At 65.4% G+C, this 20973-nt stretch carries 25 protein-coding genes; 7 read left to right on the top strand and 18 right to left on the bottom strand.

What is annotated here, in order from left to right:
* Positions 1–13: 13 nt before the first annotated feature.
* Positions 14–1141 (top strand): peptide chain release factor 2, encoded by a 1128-nt coding sequence (prfB, locus tag IR187_RS09215; RefSeq protein WP_194954312.1) that lies wholly within the window; start codon positions 14–16, stop codon positions 1139–1141.
* Positions 1141–1857 carry a class I SAM-dependent methyltransferase gene (locus IR187_RS09220; RefSeq protein WP_194954313.1) on the top strand — a complete coding sequence of 239 codons (717 nt, stop codon included), beginning with the start codon at positions 1141–1143 and terminating at the stop codon, positions 1855–1857. Before prfB ends, IR187_RS09220 begins: the two co-directional genes overlap by 1 nt.
* A 142-nt stretch (positions 1858–1999) precedes the next feature.
* Here the strand turns inward: IR187_RS09220 and IR187_RS09225 are convergent, their stop codons facing one another.
* The 7 genes from IR187_RS09225 to IR187_RS09255 all read right to left on the bottom strand — a co-directional run bounded on the left by IR187_RS09225 (position 2000) and on the right by IR187_RS09255 (position 7567).
* A complete protein-coding gene (locus IR187_RS09225; RefSeq protein WP_194954361.1) occupies positions 2000–2365 on the bottom strand; it encodes a DsrE family protein in 366 nt (121 codons plus the stop codon).
* Positions 2353–3102 carry a HesA/MoeB/ThiF family protein gene (locus tag IR187_RS09230; protein WP_194954314.1) on the bottom strand — a complete coding sequence of 250 codons (750 nt, stop codon included), beginning with the start codon at positions 3100–3102 and terminating at the stop codon, positions 2353–2355. The genes IR187_RS09225 and IR187_RS09230 overlap by 13 nt, the downstream gene beginning before the upstream one ends.
* 3 nt (positions 3103–3105) lie before the next feature.
* On the bottom strand, positions 3106–3645 hold the full coding sequence (gene dut, locus IR187_RS09235; protein ID WP_194954362.1) for a dUTP diphosphatase: 540 nt from the start codon (positions 3643–3645) through the stop codon (positions 3106–3108).
* Positions 3617–4879, bottom strand: a complete 1263-nt coding sequence (coaBC, locus tag IR187_RS09240) for a bifunctional phosphopantothenoylcysteine decarboxylase/phosphopantothenate--cysteine ligase CoaBC (protein WP_194954315.1) — start codon at positions 4877–4879, stop codon at positions 3617–3619. Before coaBC ends, dut begins: the two co-directional genes overlap by 29 nt.
* A gap of 58 nt (positions 4880–4937) precedes the next feature.
* Entirely contained in the window at positions 4938–5102 is a 165-nt protein-coding gene (locus tag IR187_RS16995; RefSeq protein WP_194954316.1) for a type II toxin-antitoxin system CcdA family antitoxin, read from the bottom strand.
* Between the two features lie 43 nt (positions 5103–5145).
* Positions 5146–6690: a 2-polyprenylphenol 6-hydroxylase gene (gene ubiB, locus IR187_RS09250; protein WP_194954317.1), complete on the bottom strand. Its 1545-nt coding sequence runs from the start codon at positions 6688–6690 to the stop codon at positions 5146–5148.
* A gap of 139 nt (positions 6691–6829) precedes the next feature.
* The gene (locus tag IR187_RS09255) at positions 6830–7567 is read right to left on the bottom strand and encodes a class I SAM-dependent methyltransferase (protein ID WP_194954318.1); all 738 of its coding nucleotides are present in this window, start codon (positions 7565–7567) and stop codon (positions 6830–6832) included.
* 94 nt (positions 7568–7661) lie between these two features.
* Here IR187_RS09255 and mutM point away from each other — a divergent pair, with 94 nt between their 5' ends.
* The 3 genes from mutM (at position 7662) to dnaA (ending at position 10787) form a co-directional block, all read left to right on the top strand.
* Positions 7662–8474 carry a bifunctional DNA-formamidopyrimidine glycosylase/DNA-(apurinic or apyrimidinic site) lyase gene (mutM, locus tag IR187_RS09260; RefSeq protein ID WP_194954363.1) on the top strand — a complete coding sequence of 271 codons (813 nt, stop codon included), beginning with the start codon at positions 7662–7664 and terminating at the stop codon, positions 8472–8474.
* 186 nt (positions 8475–8660) lie between these two features.
* Entirely contained in the window at positions 8661–8924 is a 264-nt protein-coding gene (rpsT, locus tag IR187_RS09265; RefSeq protein ID WP_194954319.1) for a 30S ribosomal protein S20, read from the top strand.
* Between the two features lie 498 nt (positions 8925–9422).
* On the top strand, positions 9423–10787 hold the full coding sequence (dnaA, locus tag IR187_RS09270; RefSeq protein WP_194954364.1) for a chromosomal replication initiator protein DnaA: 1365 nt from the start codon (positions 9423–9425) through the stop codon (positions 10785–10787).
* Positions 10788–10852: 65 nt separating this feature from the next.
* On the opposite strand, the gene IR187_RS09275 is transcribed toward dnaA, so the two are convergent.
* A complete protein-coding gene (locus IR187_RS09275) occupies positions 10853–11395 on the bottom strand; it encodes a winged helix-turn-helix transcriptional regulator (protein WP_194954320.1) in 543 nt (180 codons plus the stop codon).
* Positions 11396–11595: 200 nt separating this feature from the next.
* Here IR187_RS09275 and IR187_RS09280 point away from each other — a divergent pair, with 200 nt between their 5' ends.
* Together IR187_RS09280 and IR187_RS09285 are read left to right on the top strand one after the other, a co-directional pair.
* Positions 11596–11970, top strand: coding sequence for a VOC family protein (locus tag IR187_RS09280; RefSeq protein ID WP_194954321.1), 375 nt, complete (start codon positions 11596–11598; stop codon positions 11968–11970).
* Positions 11967–12452, top strand: a complete 486-nt coding sequence (locus tag IR187_RS09285) for a hypothetical protein (protein ID WP_194954322.1) — start codon at positions 11967–11969, stop codon at positions 12450–12452. Before IR187_RS09280 ends, IR187_RS09285 begins: the two co-directional genes overlap by 4 nt.
* 346 nt (positions 12453–12798) lie before the next feature.
* Here IR187_RS09285 and IR187_RS09290 read toward each other — a convergent pair whose 3' ends face one another.
* The 10 genes from IR187_RS09290 to IR187_RS09335 all read right to left on the bottom strand — a co-directional run bounded on the left by IR187_RS09290 (position 12799) and on the right by IR187_RS09335 (position 20965).
* On the bottom strand, positions 12799–14175 hold the full coding sequence (locus IR187_RS09290; RefSeq protein ID WP_194954323.1) for an ammonium transporter: 1377 nt from the start codon (positions 14173–14175) through the stop codon (positions 12799–12801).
* 17 nt (positions 14176–14192) lie between these two features.
* Entirely contained in the window at positions 14193–14531 is a 339-nt protein-coding gene (locus tag IR187_RS09295) for a P-II family nitrogen regulator (protein ID WP_003043080.1), read from the bottom strand.
* 411 nt (positions 14532–14942) lie between these two features.
* Positions 14943–15638: an endonuclease/exonuclease/phosphatase family protein gene (locus IR187_RS09300; RefSeq protein ID WP_194954324.1), complete on the bottom strand. Its 696-nt coding sequence runs from the start codon at positions 15636–15638 to the stop codon at positions 14943–14945.
* Between the two features lie 4 nt (positions 15639–15642).
* A complete protein-coding gene (locus tag IR187_RS09305; RefSeq protein WP_194954325.1) occupies positions 15643–15888 on the bottom strand; it encodes a putative signal transducing protein in 246 nt (81 codons plus the stop codon).
* Positions 15888–16454, bottom strand: coding sequence for a pyridoxamine 5'-phosphate oxidase family protein (locus tag IR187_RS09310; RefSeq protein ID WP_194954326.1), 567 nt, complete (start codon positions 16452–16454; stop codon positions 15888–15890). Before IR187_RS09310 ends, IR187_RS09305 begins: the two co-directional genes overlap by 1 nt.
* Before the next feature lie 27 nt (positions 16455–16481).
* On the bottom strand, positions 16482–17057 hold the full coding sequence (locus IR187_RS09315; protein WP_194954327.1) for a DUF924 family protein: 576 nt from the start codon (positions 17055–17057) through the stop codon (positions 16482–16484).
* Positions 17058–17148: 91 nt separating this feature from the next.
* Entirely contained in the window at positions 17149–17550 is a 402-nt protein-coding gene (locus tag IR187_RS09320) for a hypothetical protein (protein ID WP_194954328.1), read from the bottom strand.
* 83 nt (positions 17551–17633) lie between these two features.
* Positions 17634–18842 carry a hypothetical protein gene (locus IR187_RS09325; RefSeq protein WP_194954329.1) on the bottom strand — a complete coding sequence of 403 codons (1209 nt, stop codon included), beginning with the start codon at positions 18840–18842 and terminating at the stop codon, positions 17634–17636.
* Between the two features lie 158 nt (positions 18843–19000).
* Positions 19001–20443, bottom strand: a complete 1443-nt coding sequence (gene tldD / locus IR187_RS09330) for a metalloprotease TldD (protein WP_194954330.1) — start codon at positions 20441–20443, stop codon at positions 19001–19003.
* Positions 20444–20485: 42 nt separating this feature from the next.
* Positions 20486–20965: a DUF4402 domain-containing protein gene (locus IR187_RS09335; RefSeq protein WP_194954331.1), complete on the bottom strand. Its 480-nt coding sequence runs from the start codon at positions 20963–20965 to the stop codon at positions 20486–20488.
* Between the last annotated feature and the right edge of the window lie 8 nt (positions 20966–20973).

The raw sequence follows: 20973 nt of genomic DNA on the forward strand, positions 1-20973 counted from the left end.
CAGGAGCAAGGACATGCGCGCCGAAGCGCAGGATCATATCGACAAGATTGGCGCCGCGCTGGCGCTGTTGCGGCGTTTCCTCGACTGGGACCGCGCATTGCGGCGGCTCGACGAACTCAACGCCAAGGTCGAGGATCCGACCTTGTGGAATGATGCCAAGGCGGCGCAAGAGGTCATGCGCGAACGCCGCCGTCTCGACGAGGCGATCACCGCGACGCGCGCAATCGAAACCGAATGCGCCGACACCGCCGAACTGATCGAACTCGCCGAAATGGAAGGCGACGAAGCGATGGTCGACGAGGCGGTGGCCTCGCTGGCGGTGCTTGCGGCCCGCGCCGAGGAAGACAAGATCAAGGCGTTGCTGGCGGGCGAGGCCGACGGCAATGATTGCTATATCGAGGTCCACGCCGGCGCGGGCGGCACCGAAAGCCAGGACTGGGCCGAAATGCTCCAGCGCATGTACAGCCGCTGGGCCGAAAAGCGCGGGTTCAAGGTCGAACTGGTCGAATATCAGGCCGGCGAACAGGCGGGCATCAAATCGGCGACGATGCTGGTCAAGGGCGACAATGCCTATGGCTATGCCAAGACCGAAAGCGGCGTCCACCGCCTCGTCCGCATTTCACCCTACGACAGCTCGGCGCGCCGCCACACCAGCTTTTCCAGCGTCTGGGTCTACCCGGTGATCGACGACAATATCGAAATCGAAATCAACGAAGGCGACCTCAAGATCGACACCTATCGCGCCTCGGGCGCGGGCGGCCAGCACGTCAATACGACCGATTCGGCGGTGCGCATCACCCACATCCCGACCGGCATCGTCGTCGCCAGCCAGAACGACCGCTCGCAGCACAAGAACCGCGCGACCGCGATGGGGATGCTGAAGGCGCGGATGTACGAGGCCGAGCTGCAAAAGCGCGAGGCCGCGGCGTCTGGCGAATATCAGGCCAAGACCGAAATCGGCTGGGGCCACCAGATCCGCTCCTATGTTCTCCAGCCCTATCAGCTGGTGAAGGATCTGCGCACCGGCGTCACGTCGACCGCTCCCGCCGACGTGCTCGACGGCGCGCTCGATCCGTTCATGGCGGCGGCGCTGTCGCAGAAGGTGACGGGCGAAAAGGTCGAGGTCGAGGATATCGATTGATGAAGCGATTCGCCGCCCTGCTTGCGTTGTCGCTGCTGCTCGGCGGCTGCGACGCGCCATGGCAGACCGGCGGCGACCGCATCGAAACGGCGCGCGAGTTTCCGCCCGCCGACCGGCCGGTGGCGCCAACCGTGTCGACCAAATGGTCGACCGAGGAAGCGCGCGACCGCGTCAACGAAGCGGAAGACGTGATGAACTCGGCCGACGTCCGGCCCGGAATGACCGTTGCCGACATCGGGGCGGGTGACGGCTATTACACCGTCCGCCTCGCGCCACGGGTCGGTGCTACCGGCCGGGTGCTGGCGCAGGACATCATGCCCGAAGTGATCGAGCGGCTGGCCGACCGGGTTGCGCGCGAACGGCTCGACAATGTGTCGCTGAAACTCGGTGCGGTCGACGATCCGCGCCTGCCCGCGGCCAGTTTCGATCGCGTGTTCATGGTGCATATGTACCACGAGATTGGCGAGCCTTACGCCTTCCTCTGGCGATTGCGCCCGGCGCTGCGTGAAGGTGGGCAGGTGATCGTCGTCGACGGCGACCGCCCGATCGCCGATCATGGCACGCCCTTTCGCCTGCTCGTCTGCGAGTTTCAGGCGGTGGGGTTCAAGCTCCTGTCCTATGACGACAAACAGCATGCCGGGGGTTATCTGGCGCGATTTGTACCCAGCGGGAGGCGACCCGAACCGGGCGCGATCAAGGTCTGCGCCAATCCGTGACCGATTGATCCTCCCTGTCGCGAAGCGATGGGGAGGGGACCATCCGAAGGATGGTGGAGGGGCCGCAACGGTCCGCCATGACCCGTCGGTCAGCGCTGCACGCTGCTACCTCCCATGGCTTCGCCACGGGGAGGATCGGCCTTCAATAAACGATCAACCGATCGTCCCCCGCCACTGCCGCCAGGAAACTGACGACCCCGCCGGCCTTCACGCCCTCCACAATCCGGTCCGCGGTTAAATCGCTCAGCGCCAGCCCCGATTGGCACACGACCATCTCAACCCCGCTCGCCAGCGCCTCGTCGATCAGTTCGCCCAGGCCCGGCAGCCCCGCCGCGCGGCGCGCGGCGTCGCCCGCAAAGCCCGCGGGCGCGCGCAGCATCGCGGCGGCGTCGCCTTGCAAAAATACGCGCGCGGGCTGCCCCAGCGCCACGGCGGCGATTGCGGTCTCCAGCGCCGCACAGAAACGCCGCCCCTCGGCCGAAGCGACGATGATGTTCAGCCCCGGCATATCGGACACTCCGTATCCTTCGCGACCGCGACCTCGCGCCAGCGCCGGTCGAGCATGTCGACGATCGCCAGTCGCCCGGTCAGGGCCGAACCCCAGCCGGTCAGCGCGCGCACCGCCTCCAGCGCCGCCATCGTCCCGACCATCCCCGCCAGCGCGCCCATCACCCCGGTCTCGGCGCAGTTGATCCCGGGCCGGTCGGGATCGTCGCCGACCAGGCAGGCATAGCAAGGGCTGCCCGTGCGCCAGCCCTCGTACAGCGCCACCTGCCCCTCGAACGCCCCGATCGCGGCGCTGAGCAGCGGGGTCCGCAGAGCAACCGCGGCGCGGTTGACCGCCAGCCGGGTCGCGAAATTGTCGCAGCCGTCGAGGATCAGGTCGGCGCCCGTCAGCAGCGCCGCAGCATTCGCATTGTCGATCCGCCGCGCCACCGCGACTGCCTCGACATGCGGGTTGATCCGCTGCGCGGCCGCCGCCGCCACCTCGGCCTTGCCCGCGCCGATGTCGGCATCGGTGAACAGCGGTTGCCTTTGCAGGTTCGACAATTCGACGACATCATCATCGATGATCGTCAGCCTGCCGACCCCCGCCGCGGCCAGATAGGTGATCGCCGGGCAGCCGATGCCCCCCGCGCCGACGATCGCGACATGTGCGGCCTCCAGCTTTGCCTGCCCCGCGCCGCCGAACGCGGGCAGGATGATCTGGCGCGCGTAGCGGTCGAGTTCGGCGTCGCTGAGCAAGCTCTACTCGCTCGATCGGCGGGTCTTGATCCCCGACAGCGAGGCCAGCCCCGCGGCGTCGGCGGTTTCGTCGACGGGTTCGCTCTCGACGCCGGTCGATCCGAAACCGCCCGCGCCGCGTGTCGTTTCGTCAAGCGTCGCCACTTCGGCGAAGTTCGCGCGCTGGACCGGCGCCGGAACCAATTGCGCGATGCGGTCACCGCGCTTCACTTCGAAATTATCTTCGCCCAGATTGGCCAGGATTACCTTGATCTCGCCGCGATAATCGCTGTCAATCGTCCCGGGCGTGTTGAGGCAGGTGATGCCATGCTTCAGCGCGAGTCCCGAGCGTGGGCGCACCTGCACCTCATAGCCCGCAGGGATCGCCATCGCGAAGCCGGTCGCCACCGCATGGCGGGTGCCAGGGCGGATCGTCAGCGACTCCGCCGCGACGACATCCATCCCCGCCGCGCCGTCGCTGGCATAGGCGGGCAGAGGCAGGCCGCCGCCATTGGGCAGCCGCTGGATGCGAATTTCAATCGGACTGGCGGGGGCTACGCGCATCGAGCTCATCGGCGATCTTTTCCATCAATTTGCGGGCGACAGCAGCTTTCGGCAATCGGTCCCAGCTGTCTATCCCGTCTTTGCTAACGATATGCACGCGGTTGCTTTCGCCGCCCATCGGGTCGGCGGACACGTCGTTGGCAACGATCCAGTCGCAGCCCTTCTTCGCCAGCTTCGCCTCGGCATGCGCGATGACGTCATTGGTCTCGGCGGCAAAGCCGATCAGCAGCGTCGGGCGCTCGGCGCTCTTGGCAACCCCGGCAAGGATGTCGGGATTTTCGGTCAGCGCGAGCGGCGGCACCGCGCCGCTGCCGTCCTTCTTGATCTTCTGCACCGATGTGTCGGCGGCGCGCCAGTCGGCGACCGCAGCGACCATTATCGCGGCATCGACGGGTAACCCCTGCCGCACCTCATCGGCCATTTCGACCGCGGTTTCGACATCGACGCGGATCACCCCCGGCGGGGTCGGCAGGTCGACCGGACCGGCGACGAGCAGCACTTCGGCGCCCGCTTCGGCGGCGGCGGCGGCGATCGCAAAACCCTGTTTGCCGCTTGACCGGTTGGCGATGTAGCGCACCGGATCGATCGGCTCGTGCGTCGGACCCGCCGTGATCAGGATGCGTCGGCCGTATAGCGGCCGGTGGTTTGCAGGCGCGAAATCGGGCTGGCCAGTCATCGCGGTGATGGCAGGTCCAGCGGCGAGCGCGGCATCAATCGCGTCCTTGATCGCTGCCGGTTCGGGCAAGCGTCCCGGGCCAAACTCACCGCACGCCATCTCGCCGTCGTCGGGCGCCATCACCGTCACCCCATCGCCGCGCAAGGTCGCGACATTGCGCTGCGTCGCGGGGTGAAGCCACATGCGGACATTCATCGCAGGCGCAGCGAGCACCGGCTTGTCGGTCGCGAGCAGCAGGGTGGTGGCGAGGTCGTCGGCGATGCCCGCAGCCATCTTTGCCAGCAGATCCGCGGTCGCGGGCGCAACGACGACAAGATCGGCCTCGCGGCTCAGCTGGATATGCCCCATCTCGACCTCGTCTTTCAGGTCGAACAAATTTGTGTAAACCTTGTTCTCGGACAGCGCCGCCAGCGTCAGCGGCGTCACGAACTGCTCGCCCGCGCGGGTGATGACACAGCGCACAACATATCCTGCCTTGCGGAGCAGGCGGACCAGCTCGATCGATTTATACGCAGCGATGCCGCCGCCGATGATGAGCAGGATGCGGGGCTTGGTCATATGACCCAAATATCAAAGCTGCTTGGAAAAGCCACGGGGTCCGTTGCGTCCCCACCCATTATTTGCCGAGTGCCTTGCGTAGACGGTGGACGCGTTCTGCCAGGCCGCGTTCGCAAGCCGCGCTAACGTTGATCCCAAGCCTCTTTGCTTCAAGGAGCAACTCGGCGTTGAGCGTTACCTTCGTTGGCCGTTTGCGACGTGAGGATTTGCAGTCAACCGTCATCAATTGGGTCTACAATTGGACGCACCGCCGAACAAGCGGAGCATCATCCGAACCAGACCATTCCCGCGGTTGCAATGGCCCCGCCCGCCAGCGCCGTTAGCACATAACGCCACCACACGTGCCGCTCGCCCTTTTCCCACATCAGCGGGATTTCCGGCAGCGGCGGGGCGGGCGGCGCGGCGCCCTTGCGCGGCAATTGTGCGTCGAGGCGGCGGATGATGTCGGGGATCAGCGCCAGCGTCTTGCCTTGCTCGCGGAGGCCATCGGCGAGCGCGGCTTCGGGGCCGAGTTCGTCGCGAATCCATTCCTTCACGAACGGCCCCGACACGTCCCACATGTTGATCTTGGGATTGAGCATCGTTGCGACCCCCTCGACCATGACCATCGTTTTTTGCAGCAACAACAGGTGCGGCTGCGTCTGCATGTCGAAATCGCGGGTGATCGCGAACAGCCCGTCGAGCATCTGGCCGACCGACAATTCGCTCACCGGCTTGCCGCGCATCGGTTCGCCGACCGCACGCAGCGCTGTCGCGAATTCCTCGACATTGTGGTAATCGGGGACGTACTGCGCCTCGAAGTGGATCTCGGCGACGCGGCGGTAATTGCCCGTGGTCAGCCCATAGAGGATTTCGGCCAGCCAGTAGCGCGCCTGCCGGTTGATCCGCCCCATAATGCCGAAATCGACCGCGGCGATCGTGCCGTCGGCCTTCACGAACAAATTGCCCTGGTGCATGTCGGCGTGGAAAAAGCCCTCGGCGATCGCCTGGCGCAGGAAGGCGTGGACCAGATTGCGGGCGAGTGCCTCCATGTCGTGACCCGCCGCGATCAGGTCGTCGCGGCGCGAAATCTTGATCCCGTCGATCCAGCTCAGCGTCATCACGCGGCTGGTCGTGCGGTCCCAGTCGATTGCCGGGACTTCATAGGTCGGCACCCCGACCATCGCATCGGCGAGTTCGGATGCCGAGGCGGCTTCGCGGCGCAGGTCGAGCTCACGCAAGGTCCAGCGGCGGAAATTGGCGATCACCTGCCGCGGGCGCAGCCGCGATGCTTCGCCGCCGAGCGCCTCCAGATGCGCCGCCGCCCATTCATAGGTTTCGATGTCGCGCGCGAACTGCTTGTCGATGCCCGGACGGCGGACCTTTACCGCAACCTGGCGGCCGTCGGTGGTCACCGCGCGGTGCACCTGCGCGATCGACGCCGACCCCACCGGGTCGGGATCGAATTCGCGGTACAGGCTTTCCAGCGGCACCTCGAACGTCGCCTCGATCTCTTGGCGGATCCGTTCGAACGCGACCGGGGGCAGCGCGTCCTGCAAACTCAGCAGGTTGCGCGCCGCTTCCTCGCCGACCAGATCGGGCCGGGTGGCCAATGTCTGACCCAGCTTGACCGCGGCGGGGCCGATCGCCTGAAAGGCCGCGGCATAGTCGGGGATTTTCGGCTGGATCGTGCCCAGCCGCGCGATCCGGCACAGTCGCTTTACCCCCGGCGGGGTCTGCGGCGCGGTCTCGATCCCGCGCAGCGCCCCGTGGCGCGCCAAAATGCGGCCCCATTTCAGCAGGCGCAGGATATGGGTGACGGGACGGGTCACTTCTTCTCCCCTCCCGCAGGCGGGAGGGGTTGGGGGTGGGCAGCGACGGTGAGAAGACCCACCCCGCTGCGACTAACGAACAAGTTCGTAAGTCTCGCTGCCCCTCCCGCCTGCGGGAGGGGAGAGAAATGGCATTCGGTCATGCCTTCCACCCGCTGTGGATCGCGACCAGCCCGCCCATTATCGGCTCGACCTTGACCGACGTGAAGCCCGCTTCGCCGATCATCTTCGCAAATTCGGGCATCGGCGGGAAACGGCGGATCGATTCGATCAGGTAACGATAGCTGTCCTCGTCCTGTGCGATCAGCTTGCCGAGCTTGGGGACGAGGTGGTGCGAATAAGCGTCATAGGCCTGCGCGAAGCCCGGCCATTCGTTGGTCGAAAATTCGAGGCAGAAAAAGCGCCCGCCATAACGCAGCACGCGGTGCGCTTCTTTCAGCGCCGCGGGAATGTCGGTGACATTGCGGATACCGAAGGCGATCGTATAGGCATCGAAAAACTGGTCGGGGAACGACAAGGTCTCGGCATTCTGCTCGCTCCACACCAGCGAATCGATACCGCGCTGCGCCGCGCGTTCCATGCCGACGCCCAGCATGTCGGGGTTGATGTCGGCGACGGTGATGCTGGCGCCCGACGGCTCCATGCGAAACGCGATGTCGCCGGTGCCGCCCGCCATGTCGAGGATTGCCTCGCCCGCGCGCGGTTTCACGCGGCGGACGAAGCGGTCTTTCCACAATCGGTGCATGCCGCCCGACATGGCGTCGTTCATGATATCATATTTGCGCGCGACGCGGCTGAACACCTCGCCGACCTTGGCGGTTTTCTCGGTCGCGGGAACCTGTTCATAGCCAAAGCTGACGGTTTCGGGGGTGGTCATCGATCGGGCGCCTTTGCGGGGGAGAAGCGAAGTCTGACCGGCCTTTAGCCAAGGGTTGAAGCGCAGGCAAATGGCGCGTAGCCCGAACCGCGACATGCCCGAGCTCCCCGAAGTCGAAACCACCGTCCGCGGCCTGATGCCGCATCTCACCGGCCAGCGGCTGGTGCGCGTGTCGACGCTGCGTCCCGACCTCCGCCGCCCGTTCCCGGTCGATCTGGCGCAGCGGCTGACCGGATCGATCGTCACTGGGCTCACGCGCCGCGCCAAATATGGCATCATCGCGACCGACCGCGGCGACCATATGATCTTTCATCTCGGCATGTCGGGCAGCTGGCGGATCGGCGCGGGCGAGCCCGGCAAGCACGACCATCTGCTGATCGACACCGCCGCGGGGCAGCGGCTGATGCTCCATGATCCGCGGCGGTTCGGGTCGGTGGATCTGGTCGCGGGCGATCCGCTGACAGGCTTTCCGGCCTTTGTCACCCTCGGTCCCGAACCCCTGTCCGACGCTTTCGACGCCGCCTATCTTGGCCGCGCCCTCGCGGGGCGCCGTGCGCCGATCAAGGCGATGCTGCTCGACCAGACGATCGTCGCGGGGCTCGGCAATATCTATGTGTGCGAGGCGCTCAACATGGCGCGCATCCATCCGGCTAAACCCGCCGCCGACGTCTCGCGCGCCAAACTCGCGGGACTGGTCCCGGCCATCAAGGCGGTGCTCGAGGCATCGATCGCGGCGGGCGGCTCGACGCTGCGCGATTATAAACAGCCCGACGGCGAACTTGGCTATTTCGCCAAGGACTGGCGCGTCTATGGCCGCGAGGGCGAGGCGTGCGCATGCGGCGGCCCGATCGCGCGGATCGTCCAGAGCGGACGTTCGACCTTCTACTGCCCGAAATGCCAGCGGTGACGCGCGCATCTGCCGCAAAAATGATTGACCAATGGGGACTGTCTGGCTATGCGCGCACCCTTCGAGCAGGGTCCGGGCTACCGGAACCGGCCGTATCCGGACATTGATTCGCCTCCTTGCGCGATTCGGCTGCTCCGGTGACGCTGCGCTCCGACTGACTTAGACCGTTTGGAAACCGAGGAATTTATGGCCAATACGCCGCAGGCAAAAAAGCGCATCCGCCGCAACACCGCGCGCACCATCGTGAACAAGAATCGCGTTTCGCGCATTCGCACGCTGGTGAAGAAGGTCGAGAATGCGATCGCTGCCGGTGACAAGGATGCCGCTGCCACGGCGCTGAAGGCCGCCCAGCCCGAAATGGCGCGCGGCGTCGCCAAGGGCGTGCTGCACAAGAACACCGTGGCGCGCAAATATTCGCGCCTGACCAAGAGCGTGAACCAGCTCGCCTGATTCCGCTGTCCCGAAAGGGAACAAAAAAGACCCGCGGCGCGCTGCCGGCGGGTCTTTTTTTGTGCCCGCGATTGTGACGCCACGATGGCAATAATGTTGCATCGCGGTAAGTGACGGATTTACCGCGATTCGTTTACCACGCCCGCGAAGTGGCTGGTTAAATCACTGTAAAACAAATACAAATATGTTATTTGACGCAAATCCGGCGACCCCGGCGAGTCAAGATTTTTATTTCAGTATTTTTACATTGCTGCCCCTTGATCGACTCGGCGTGCCCTGACTAGACAAGGGGGTCGTCGGCCTTCGCTGGCGGCCGCCACATCGACATGATTCACGCTTTGTCGGGCCGATCGGTCCGGGAAGGACGCTTGCGCCTGCTGCGCGGGCCGGATCGGCATGTGACGCGGCCGGGGGGAGTGCGGGGGCAGGGGGATCAGGGGGCAGTGCGGCGTGGCGGAAAGCGGGAATCGGGATGGATATGGCGCGGGCGACAAGGCGATGAGCGGCGATGCCGCGACGCTGTGGCCGCGTGTCGCCGAAGGGCTGCGCCGTGACCTCGGCGCCCGCACCTTCGACCATTGGCTGAAACCCGTGCGGTTTGCCGATTTTTGCACCTTGTCGGGCGTCGTCACGCTCGAAACCGCCAGCCGTTTTTCGGCCAACTGGATCAATGAACGCTTCGGCGACCGCCTCGAACTGGCGTGGCGCCAGCAGCTGCCCGCGGTGCGCAGCGTCACCGTACGTGGCGGCGCCGCGGCGAGCGAGCGCGCCGCAGCGCTCGCCCACCCGCCGCTGCCCGCGTTCGACACGTCGGCGACGCAACCTGCCGCCAATCCGGCGCTGCTCGGGTTCGATCCGCGCCTGTCGTTCGAGCGCTTCGTGATCGCGCGCTCGAACATTCTCGCGGCCAACGCCGCGCGCCGCATGGCGATGGTCGAAGCGCCGCAATTCAACCCGCTCTATCTCTGCTCGGGAACCGGCCAGGGCAAGACGCACCTGCTCCAGGCGATCGCGCAGGATTATGCCCGGGCGCATCCGACCGCGACCATCATCCTGATGTCGGCGGAAAAATTCATGCTCGAATTTGTCGGCGCGATGCGTGGCGGCGACATGATGGCGTTCAAGGCGCGGCTGCGCGCCGCCGACCTGCTGCTGCTCGACGACCTGCAATTCGTCATCGGCAAGAATTCGACGCAGGAAGAATTGCTCCACACGATCGATGACCTGATGACTGCGGGCAAGCGGCTGGTGGTCACCGCCGACCGCCCACCCGCGATGCTCGACGGGGTCGAGGCGCGGCTGCTGTCGCGCCTGGCGGGCGGGCTTGTCGCCGATATCGAGGCGCCCGAGGACGACCTGCGCGAACGCATCATCCGCCAGCGGCTGGCCGCGATGCCGATGGTCGAGGTGCCCGACGATGTCGTCGCCTATCTGGTCAAACATTTCACCCGCAACATCCGCGAGCTCGAAGGCGCGCTCAACAAACTGCTCGCCTATGCCGCGCTCACCGGGACGACGATCGACCTTCGGCTCGCCGAGGATCGGCTGGCAGAAAATGTCCGCTGCGCGCGGCCGCGGATCACGATCGAGGAAATCCAGCGCGCGGTCTGCGCGCACTATCGGCTCGACAAGTCGGAAATGGCGTCGAAGCGCCGCGTCCGCGCCGTCGCCCGCCCGCGCCAGGTCGCGATGTACCTCGCCAAGGAACTGACGCCGCGCTCCTATCCCGAAATCGGGCGCCGTTTCGGCGGCCGTGATCATAGCACGGTGATCCACGCGGTTCGCACCGTCGAGGCGCTGCGCGTCGCCGATAGCGAACTCGACGCCGAGATTGCCGCGATCCGGCGCAGTTTGAACAGCTGATCCACAGGGTTATTCCCGCAACTGTCCACAAGGCGGAGAGCCGATCTCAAGACGGCTGCGACAAGTTAGCCGGTGACCGCGGTCGCCATCAATTGTCCGGTGCCGGTCAGCGCGTAACGGCTTGCCGGTGGCCGCAGGTCCAGTAATTCGCGCCGCACCAGCCCTTGTTCTCCCAGCGCCGACAGCCCCTGCGACAGAGCGCGCGGGGTCGCAGGGGCGAGCAGGCGTGACAGCGCGTTAAAGCGGTCGTGGCCCGCGCTGATCCCGGCCACCAAGGGAAGGCTCCATCGCGTCGTCGCGCCGGGCGGCAGGCCGATCTTGCTCTGTGCCGCAGCGATCGTCGCGGCGCGCGCGGCGGCGGCTTTGCCCGCTTCGGTGAGGATATATTCGGGGCGCAGCGGGTGGCCGTGGCCGGGGTTGCGCTGGACCCAGCCGATCGTCGCCGCGGCGCTCAGGGTGCGCGTCAGGCTGTCGCGCGAAAGCCCAAGCCGGTGGAGCAGCTCGACGAACCGCGCGCCGCGATGCGCCCCCAGATCGGCGAGCAGCGGCACCAGCCAGCGGTGGCTGCCGAGCTGGAGCAGGAGCGGAACGGGTGTGCTTGACGGCATTTGCAACTAACTATACAAATCGGACCGTTGAGGCAAGGGGATTGGAGTTCTGGCGCTGATTCTCGAGCACCGTCATTGCGAGCGCAGCGAAGCAATCCAGAGCGGGTTTGCGCCTACTCTGGATTGCCGCGTCGCCTTCGGTTCCTCGCAATGACGACTGCAAGGGCGGGAACGCGGTTTTTCAGAAAGGGAGCAACCACATGACAATCGAATTCGGATCCGAACTCACCTGTTCGATGGGGGTGACCGACATGACTGCGGCGATCGCCTGGTACGAGCGCGTGATGCACTGCAAATTGCTCTACCGCGCCGACGAGATCGGCTGGTGCGAGCTGGCGACCCCGATGGCGGGGGTCAATATCGGGCTCAGCCAGGTTGAGAGCGTCGTGCAGGGCGGCGGTGCGACCAATGTGTTCGAGGTCGCCGACATCGACGCGGCCAAGGCGCATCTCGACGCCGAGGGGGTGCGGCAGGATGGCGATATCCAGCACATCCCCGGCATGGTGAAACTGATCACCTTCTACGATCCCGACGGCAATGCGTTCATGTTTTCGCGCTCGGAAATGGCGGCATGACGGCGCAGTGGGGGATCGCGGCGCTGCTGGCGATTGCGGCCCCCGCGGCGACCGAGGATCCGGTACCGTCGCTGGCCGCATGGCACGGAACATGGACCGGCGAAGGCACGGCGTTCGGAAAAGCGGCGATCGCGACGCTGGTGATCAAGCCGGCGCCCGACAGCGACGCGACGGCGCTCGCCTATCGACTGGCGGTGCCCGGCACGACGCCGATCGAATATGCGGCGGAAGCGATTTGCCGCGTCGATGCCAAGGGCCGGGTGCGCGGCAACTGGACCGACAATAGGGGCCGGACACGCCCGATCGGCGGGCGCGTGGCCGGGTCCGAATGGCACAATCATTGGGGCAGCGCCGACATAGAAATTGGCCGCTCCACCTATGTACTGGAAACGCCCGACCGGATGGTTGTCACCGATTCGGTGCTGCAGGATGACGGCAGCTGGTGCGTCTTTGCGACGCTGCGCTTTCGACGAACGGCCTGAAAACCGGCGCTTTCTTTTGCTCCGAATCGCGCGGACAAAAAAAGAGGGCCGGGACTTGCGTCCCGGCCCAGCCTTTCAGGCTCTCCCCTCCTGAAACTGTTGACGCAATGAATGCCATATTAATGTCATGTTGGGAAGGCCTAAATTTGCGGCAAGCCTGCCTGTTTATTGTGCACCGCAGCGTGGTGGCGCACAGGTCCGATCCGGCTGTTTCGACGGGTCGCCAACGGACAAAAAATGGCCGGGACATACGCCCCGGCCAGTGGTTCGCAGGAGGAACCCGGTGAGGACCCCGCCGCCGTCTTTTGAAAGGAGAGAGACGTGCGGCGACGGGTATCCTGTCTCGTCAATAATTATAGGCGCGTTCGCCATGCTCGCCGAGGTCGAGCCCTTCGCGCTCCACCTCTTCGGCGACGCGGCCGCCGGTGACCAGTTTGGCGATATAGAAGGCGATGGCCGAACCGACGCCCGACCACAGGATCGCGACGAGGACTGACTTGACCTGGATCCACAGCTGGGTGCCAAGGACATAATCGTCGCCCGCCGGCCCGCCGAGCGCGGTCAGCATGGTGAAGGCGGTCAGGACCGATCCGATGATGCCACCGAGGCCATGGATGCCGAACACGTCGAGCGAATCGTCGAAGCCGAGCTTGGGCTTGATCTTCATCACGAACCAGCAGCAGACGACCCCGGCAATCGCGCCGAGCAGGATCGCGCCGAACGGACCCGCGTTACCCGCGGCCGGCGTGACCGCGACCAGGCCGGCGATCGCCCCCGAACAGGCGCCGAGCAGCGAACCCTTGTGGCCGAGTGCGCGTTCGGTGAGCATCCAGAACAGGACACCGGCGGCGGTGGCGGTGAAGGTGTTGATCAGCGCAAGTCCGGCCGACCCGTTGGCTTCGAGCGCCGACCCGGCGTTAAAGCCGAACCAGCCCACCCACAGCAGCCCGGTGCCGATCAAGGTCATGGTCAGCGAGTGCGGCGCCATGATCTCTTTCTGGTAACCGGTGCGTTTGCCGATGATGAAACAGCCGACCAATGCCGCGATGCCCGCGTTGATGTGAACGACGGTGCCGCCCGCAAAATCGAGCGCGCCCCAGCCAAAGATCAGCCCGGTCGTCGCCTCGTCGGCGCCTTCGTACCACACCATATGCGCGATCGGATAATAGACGATCGTCAGCCAGATGACGGCAAAAACCATCACCGCCGAAAACTTCATGCGTTCGACAAGACCGCCAAGCACCAGGGCGACGGTGATCGCCGAGAAGGTCATCTGGAATGCGATAAAGACGAATTCGGGAATTTCGAAACCTTCCGAAAAGGTCGCCGCCGTCGTGTCCTGGGTGACTCCGGCCAGGAAGAATTTGCCCGTTGAAATAAACCGGTTGGCGTCGCCGCCGAACGACAGGCCGAATCCGTAGATCACCCACAGGATCATCGCGAGGCTGGCCACGGCGATGATCTGGGTCAGCACCGACGCCATGTTCTTGGTGCGGACAAGGCCACCATAAAACAGCGCGAGGCCAGGGACGATCATCGCCATTACCAATATGGTCGCGACGATCATCCAGGCGGTATCGCCCTTGTCGACTACGGCCGTGACTGTTTCTTCGGCCACTTCGGTCGCCGCCTCCGCGGCTTCCTGCGCCCACACGGGCATTGCGGCGAACAGCGCGAGGCCGGCGGCCCCCGCGGTCGCCGCCGTCTTTGTCATGAAGTTCATTGCTTCCCCCTTCGTCATCACAGTGCCGCCTCGCCGGTTTCGCCGGTGCGGATTCGCACCGCCTGACCCACATCGAGCACGAAAATCTTGCCGTCGCCGATCGAACCGGTGCCGGCGCTTTGCTGGAGCGTTTCGACCACCCGCGGCGCGAGCGCGTCGTCGCAGACGAGCTCGATCTTCACCTTCGGCACCATGTTGGTGGCATATTCGGCGCCGCGGTAGATTTCGGTTTGCCCCTTTTGCCGCCCGAACCCCTTGACCTCGGTCACGGTCATACCGGCGATACCCAGACCGGTCAGCGCTTCGCGGACCTCGTCCAGCTTGAATGGTTTGATGATGGCCAGGATCAATTTCATGATGCCCCCTTTTGTTTATGGCACCATGTTGCAGTGCAACAGCCGTGCCAGATTGCGCGCGGGGCAGAAAAATTAACATTTTGTGACGACTTGGGAGGTCAATGGCAAAGAATCGGTCGTTTGCTGGGCAATGGAGGCAAGGAATTGCCTAAAATTTAGGCAGTGCGGTTCACTTGTGATGGGCTTATCGGACATGGGAAATGGCTGGTTTCGGCCATTGGTCCTCCCTGTGACGCAGTCATGGGGACGTGGCAGCGCGAAGCGCTGACGGAGGGGCTTTGGCGCGACCGTCGCGGCCCCTCCTCCACCACTTGCTTCGCAAGTGGTCCCCCTCCCCATCGCTGCGCGACAGGGAGGATCGGCTATGTCCCAGCGTTCCAACCGAAAGTGGGACGTCCAAAGCTGTCGCGGTTATCCCGCCGCCCTGAACCGCGCCCAGATCGGCAGATGGTCCGATGCCCGTGCGGCGAGCGCGCTGCGATGCACTCCGGCGTCGATCGTTTCCAGATCGGGCGAGGCGAAGATGCGGTCGAGCTTGGCGACCGGGCGGCGGCTGTGAAAACTGTGGCCGGTGTCGACCAGCCGGTGGCGCTCGCCGAAATCATGGAGGCAGCCGCCCTGGTTCCGCCATTCGTTGCAGTCGCCCATCAAAATCGTCGGCAAATCCTCGCCCTCGGCGACATGGTTCAGGATCGCGCGCGCCTGATGGCGCCGGCGCAGCCCCGAAATGTCGAGGTGCATGCCGACCACCCGCAACCTGGTGTCGCCGATGCGGACCGTCGCCGCGACCGCACCGCGCGGTTCGAGCGTCGGCAGGTGCAGCGCATGGCTTTCCTCGACCTCGGCACCCTTGCGGACGAGCAGCGCGTTGCCGTGCCAGCCGATGCTATGGGGCCGGTTGTCGAGTGCGACCGCCACATAATCGCTATGCTCGTCCAGCATATGCGGCGGGATCGCGCTGGCGCGGGTACCGAAACGCCGGTCGGCCTCCTGCAGCGCGACGATATCGGCGTCGAGCTCTCCAAGGACCGCCAGCACTCGCCCGGGATCGCGGCGGCGGTCGAGCCCGATGCCCTTGCGCATATTGTAACTGGCAACTTTGATCATAGTCTCAGCGGTCTAGCGCTCCAGCCGCCAAGCCGTTCCCGGGATTCTCAAATTCCGCCAGCAATGCGCGCGCTTCGGCCAGATCCTCGTCGAGCACCATGATCCGCACCGGGATCATCAGCCCGACGCTTTCGGCGATGTTCATGCCGGCGTCGAAGCACACCGCATGCACCCCGGCGCTTTCGATCCGTCCGCGCAGCAGTTCGGCCTCCGCGCCATTGGGCAGGCGCACCAGCTCGACCAGCGGCATCAGGCGGTCTCGCCTTCGACGAAGCGGTCGGTCGGACGCGTCGGCAGGCCGTCGATGCTGCGGTCGCGTTCCTTGAACTTTTCGACCCACAGCGCGCGGTCGGCCTGGCGGTGATATTTTTGGAGCGTGTCGCGTTCATGTTGTAGCTCCATCATCGGCACGCCCCAGCCGCAGCTGGTCTGGACGCTTTCCACATCGATGACGAAAATCTGGCGGGTGCCGGGCAGCAGGGTGAAATGCGCCGCGAGTGCGTCCCATTCCTCGTCCTGCGGCAACACCGGCCGACCGCGGCCATAGATGCGCAGGATCAGCGCGCTGCGGTCGAACGCGCAGAACATGATCGTGATGCGGCCGTCGGCGGCAAGGTGCGCGTGGGTTTCGTTGCCCGACCCGCCAAGATCGAGATAGGCGACCCGGCTTTCCGAAAGCACTCGGAAACTGTCGGCATAGCCCTTGGGTGACAGGTTGATCCGCGCGTCCGCGGCGGAGGTCGCGGTGAAAAAGACCGGCTGTTTCTCGATGAAGGCGATGTGCTTGTCGGTCAGCGTGTCGGTGAATTCAGCCATGGTGCGTCTCCGTATCGGGCCGTCCTATCACCAATTTTTGCCCTCTTCTATCGCGGCTTCCTCCTCGGGCCGGGTCGTGCGACCCAGCGCATCGTTGCGGTGCGGGAAGCGGCCGAAGCGGTCGATGATGTCGAAATGTTGCCGCGCATAATCGTGAAAGACCGGGTCCGCGAGCTGGTTCATCAGCCGCAGCGATTCGCGCTGGTCGGCCATATCCTCGCTATGCTCGAAGGGCAGATAGGCAAACTGCCGCCGTTCGTCGGGCCATCCCTGGTCCCACCCTTTCGCGACGATCCCGCGCGCAATCTCGCGCGCAAGGCTGTCGGTGGCGAAGGCGTCGGCGTGACCCCGAAAGATATTGCGCGGCACCTGATCGAACAGGATCGCCGCGGCGAGCGCGGTGTCGGGGTCGGTGAGGAAGGTTTCGGCGGGCTGCGAGCGGAGCGCGTCGTGCCAGTCCCCGGCCAGTTCGCGCACATCGGCGTCAAAATCAGGGCCGCCGCCGTACCAGTCGTCCATGCCATGCGCGTCGAACCAGAAGGCGAGCAGTTGCTTCGCCCAGTTGTGGGGTGGGTTGGCGCTGGTTTCGGAATTGTTCGTCATTACGAGCGAAGCGAAGCAATCTGGAGCGGATTACGCAAGCCCTGGATTGCCGCGTCGCCTTCGGCTCCTCGCAATGACGGAGGAAACGGAATCACTCGCCCTTGACGCGCCGATACGGCACGAACTCGCCGAGCGAGACGAAGCCGCGATAGAAATGGCTGGAGCGATCGACCAGCTGCACCGTGTCGATGCTGCACAACTGGTTGCCGATCGTCTTGGTGACGAGGATGTCGTCGTCGTCGAGCCACTCGGCGCCACCGCGCGGCCGGTTGACCCACAAGGTGTTACCGACGCGGTAAACGATCGCGGTTCGGTCGACGATCTGCGAGCCGCGCGCAATCGACAGCGGGATGCACTGCTGGGCCTCGCCCGCGATGCGCCCTTCGAGCAGCTTGGCAAGCTTCGCTTCGGGCTCGATCTTGTCGCGCGCGACCGCGGCGGGGGAGGCTGCCACCGCCGCGGCGGCCAGGATTGTCGGTATCAGGTGACGCATGGTTCGACTCCGGTCTTCAACATTGCCTACCCAGCACCCAAGCTACTCCGACGCCGGTGAACAGAGGCTGACTGGCCGCGGCGTCAACAGGCGCCGTCGGGTAGCGGAATGCCCAGCGGGCCTTTGCATTTCTTCTTTTTTGCGGGCGCTTCAGCGGTGCCGCCGCCCGTCGCGCCGCTGCCCATCCCGCCGAAATCGACGCCAACCATCAGCATCGTATAGGAACGGAAACGCACTTTGGCGGTCCAGTCGATATTCCATGGCGCGTTGCCTGCGGGTTTCGGGGGATAGGAAAAATTGGCTTCCGGTCCAAAGGCGTTGAGATTGCCGATCATCATCTCACCCGACGCCTTCTTGACCTCGGCGGGGATCTGGCAGCTGGTCTGCGAAGGCGGCATGACGATTTTTTTGGTGACGAGGTTGGCAACGACCGACGGCGGCAACCAATCCCACAATCCGCCGCCAAACTCCTTCGCGTCGCTGCTCGACCACCAGATGATGTCGCCGCCACGTTCCAGCTTGTCCATCCCGCCAAAAGCCCAGGCGGCGTAGCCCGTCGCGGCTTGCAGCGGGCTCCAGCGGATCATCACCGACCCGTCGGTCTGGATCGCGGTCGAAGCCTGCAACCCGGGCATGTAATCCTGCGCCAGCGTGAAGTTGATGTCGGGGCCGACATTGCTCGCGATTCGATGCGCGCCGAGCAGCGAGCTGTCGCGCGACGGCATCTTGTCCGATTTGCCATTCGGCCATTCCATATAGGACCGGCTGTTCGCCGCCGACACTTCGCGGATCACCGGGACCGCGGTCGAAAACAGGCCCGGCGGGATCTGTCCTGCCGCGACCTTGGCGAAATCGATGATGACGGGCTGGCCCGGCCCCGCTTTGGCGCCGCAGCCCCAGTACAGCAGCAGGCGGCCCTTCGGCCGCTCGAAATCGGGACTATATTCGCCGGTCTTGCGCTCGGGGCTGATCAGCGGCACCGACTTGCCGAGTTTGGCGGGCGGCAAAAAGAAATGGTCGCCCTTGGGCGGCGGCGCGGTCGGCACCTCGTTCGATCCCAGCCGCAGGAACAGCTGGCGCGCGATGGCATTGTCGGGCCCGCCGCCGAACATCATGCTCATCGCCCCGCCCATGCCGCCCTTGCCGCCACCCATCGCGGCAAAGCCCGACATCGTCGCGGCGTCCATCTCGTATCGTTCTTTGGGGCCGGTGGTCTTTTGCTGCGCCGCAAGCGGGGAAGCGAGCATCGCCGCGATGGCGGCGGCGGACACGAAACGGAAAGTCGGACGCATAAATTCCTCCCTGCAACCGGAGGCTGTGCCTTCGGCGAAAAATTCATGCGACCCGATTCTGCCTTATGTTTGCGGCAGGTATAGGCCGGAGAAGGCCCGACGCCAAGTGAGCACGGTCACAGGCCACGCCCGCATGGCCGCGCGATCGGCGGCGGACGCTACGCGGTCCCGCCCACCGTCAGCCCGCTGACCAGCAACGTCGGCTGGCCAACCCCCGCAGGGACGCTCTGGCCACCCTTGCCACAGATGCCGATGCCTTCGTCGATCGCCATGTCGTTGCCGATCCCCATCACCTTGGTCAGCACGCTCGGCCCGTCGCCGATCAGCGTCGCGCCCTTGATCGAGTCGCCCAGCTTGCCATTCTCGATCTTGTACGCCTCGGTGCAGCTGAACACGAACTTGCCCGACACGATATCGACCTGGCCGCCGCCAAAGCTCTTGGCAAAAATGCCGTTCTTCACGCGCGACAACAGCTCGGCGGGGTCGTCGTTGCCCCCGCGCATGAAGGTGTTGGTCATCCGCGGCATCGGCGCGTGCGCGAAGCTTTCACGCCGTCCGTTGCCGGTGGGTTCGACCCCCATCAGCCGCGCGTTGAGGCGGTCCTGCATATAGCCCTTCAAAATGCCGTCCTCGATCAGCACCGTTTCGCTGGTCGGGGTGCCTTCGTCGTCGATGCTCAGCGAGCCGCGGCGACCGCCGCCGACCGGGCTGTCCATCGCGCCGTCGTCGACCACGGTGACGCCGGGGGCGGCGACGCGTTCGCCGATGCGGCCCGAAAAGGCGCTGGTGCCCTTGCGGTTGAAATCGCCCTCGAGCCCGTGGCCGACCGCTTCGTGGAGCAGCACGCCGGGCCAGCCGGGGCCGAGCAGCACGGTGAACTCGCCGGCGGGGGCATCGACCGCGCGCAGGTTGACCAGCGCCTGCGCCAGCGCCTCGTCGATCGCGCGGTTCCACTGTGCGGGTTCGAACAGATGGTCGTACATATAGCGCCCGCCGAGCCCGAAAACCCCGCTTTCGCGCCGCCCATTCTCCTCGACCACGATCGAGACGTTGAGGCGGACGAGCGGGCGGATGTCGGTGGCGAGGAAACCGTCGGCGCGAACGATCTCGACCACCGACCAGCTGCCCGCCAGACTCACCGACACCTGCGCGATGCGCGGATCGCGCGCGCGCGCCGCGGCGTCGATTTCCTGGCACAGCGCGACCTTCTTGGCGAAGGGGATCAGGTCGAGCGGATTCGCCTCATCATACAGATGGCGGTTGGTACGCGGCGGCGGGGCGGCGTGCGGCTGGCTGGCGGGGTCGAGCAGCGCCAGTGTTTCGGCGGCGCGGCGGATCGCCCCGGCGCTGATGTCGCTGGCATGGGCAAAGCCCGTCATCTCGCCCGATACGGCGCGCAGGCCGAAACCGGCATCGGTCGAATAATCGGCGGTCTTGAGCCGCCCGTCATCGAACCCGAAGCTCTCGGTCGCGCGATATTGCAGGTACAGTTCGCCGTCGTCGGCTTTGGCGAGCGCCTCGCGGGTCAGCGCCTGCGCCAGATCGGGATCAAGCGCGTCGGCGCGATAGAGGAAGCGGCGGGGGTCGGTGGGACTGGTCATGCCGTGGATATAGGCACGGCGCGCCACACGCGCAAACCGCTGTCAGAGATAATTGACGGTGAGCGTGAAGGTGCCGCTGTAATCGCCTGCGGGCTGGTTGGCAGGGACGGTCAGCGTGCCGCCGATGTAATAGGTCTGCACCCCGCTGGGCAGCAGCGTCGATCCCAGCAGCGCAATGCCGCCGCCGCTGGTGCTCGCGGCGCGAACGAGGCTGGCGGTCATATTGGGGGCGCCGCCGCCGACCCGTGCCAGCGTGACCGACGTGCTGCCCGACACGGTGATCAGCAAGATGCCGCCCGTTCCCTGGAATCTCGCCCGCTGCGCGCCAGTGCCGACCAGCGTGACGCCGCCCGTCGAGGTGCGCGCACCGGAAACGGCGTTGACCGACACGGTGCCGCCAGTCGGGCCGCTGGTCAGCGTGCCGAAATCGAGATCGTCGGTCTTGATCAGCGTGTTGGGGCGAATCACCGCCGCATTGGCGGTGACATTGGTGTCGGCGGCATGCGCCGATGCGCACAGCATCGCGGCCG

It is taken from the genome of Sphingopyxis solisilvae, from assembly GCF_015475875.1.
GTDB lineage: Bacteria > Pseudomonadota > Alphaproteobacteria > Sphingomonadales > Sphingomonadaceae > Sphingopyxis > Sphingopyxis solisilvae.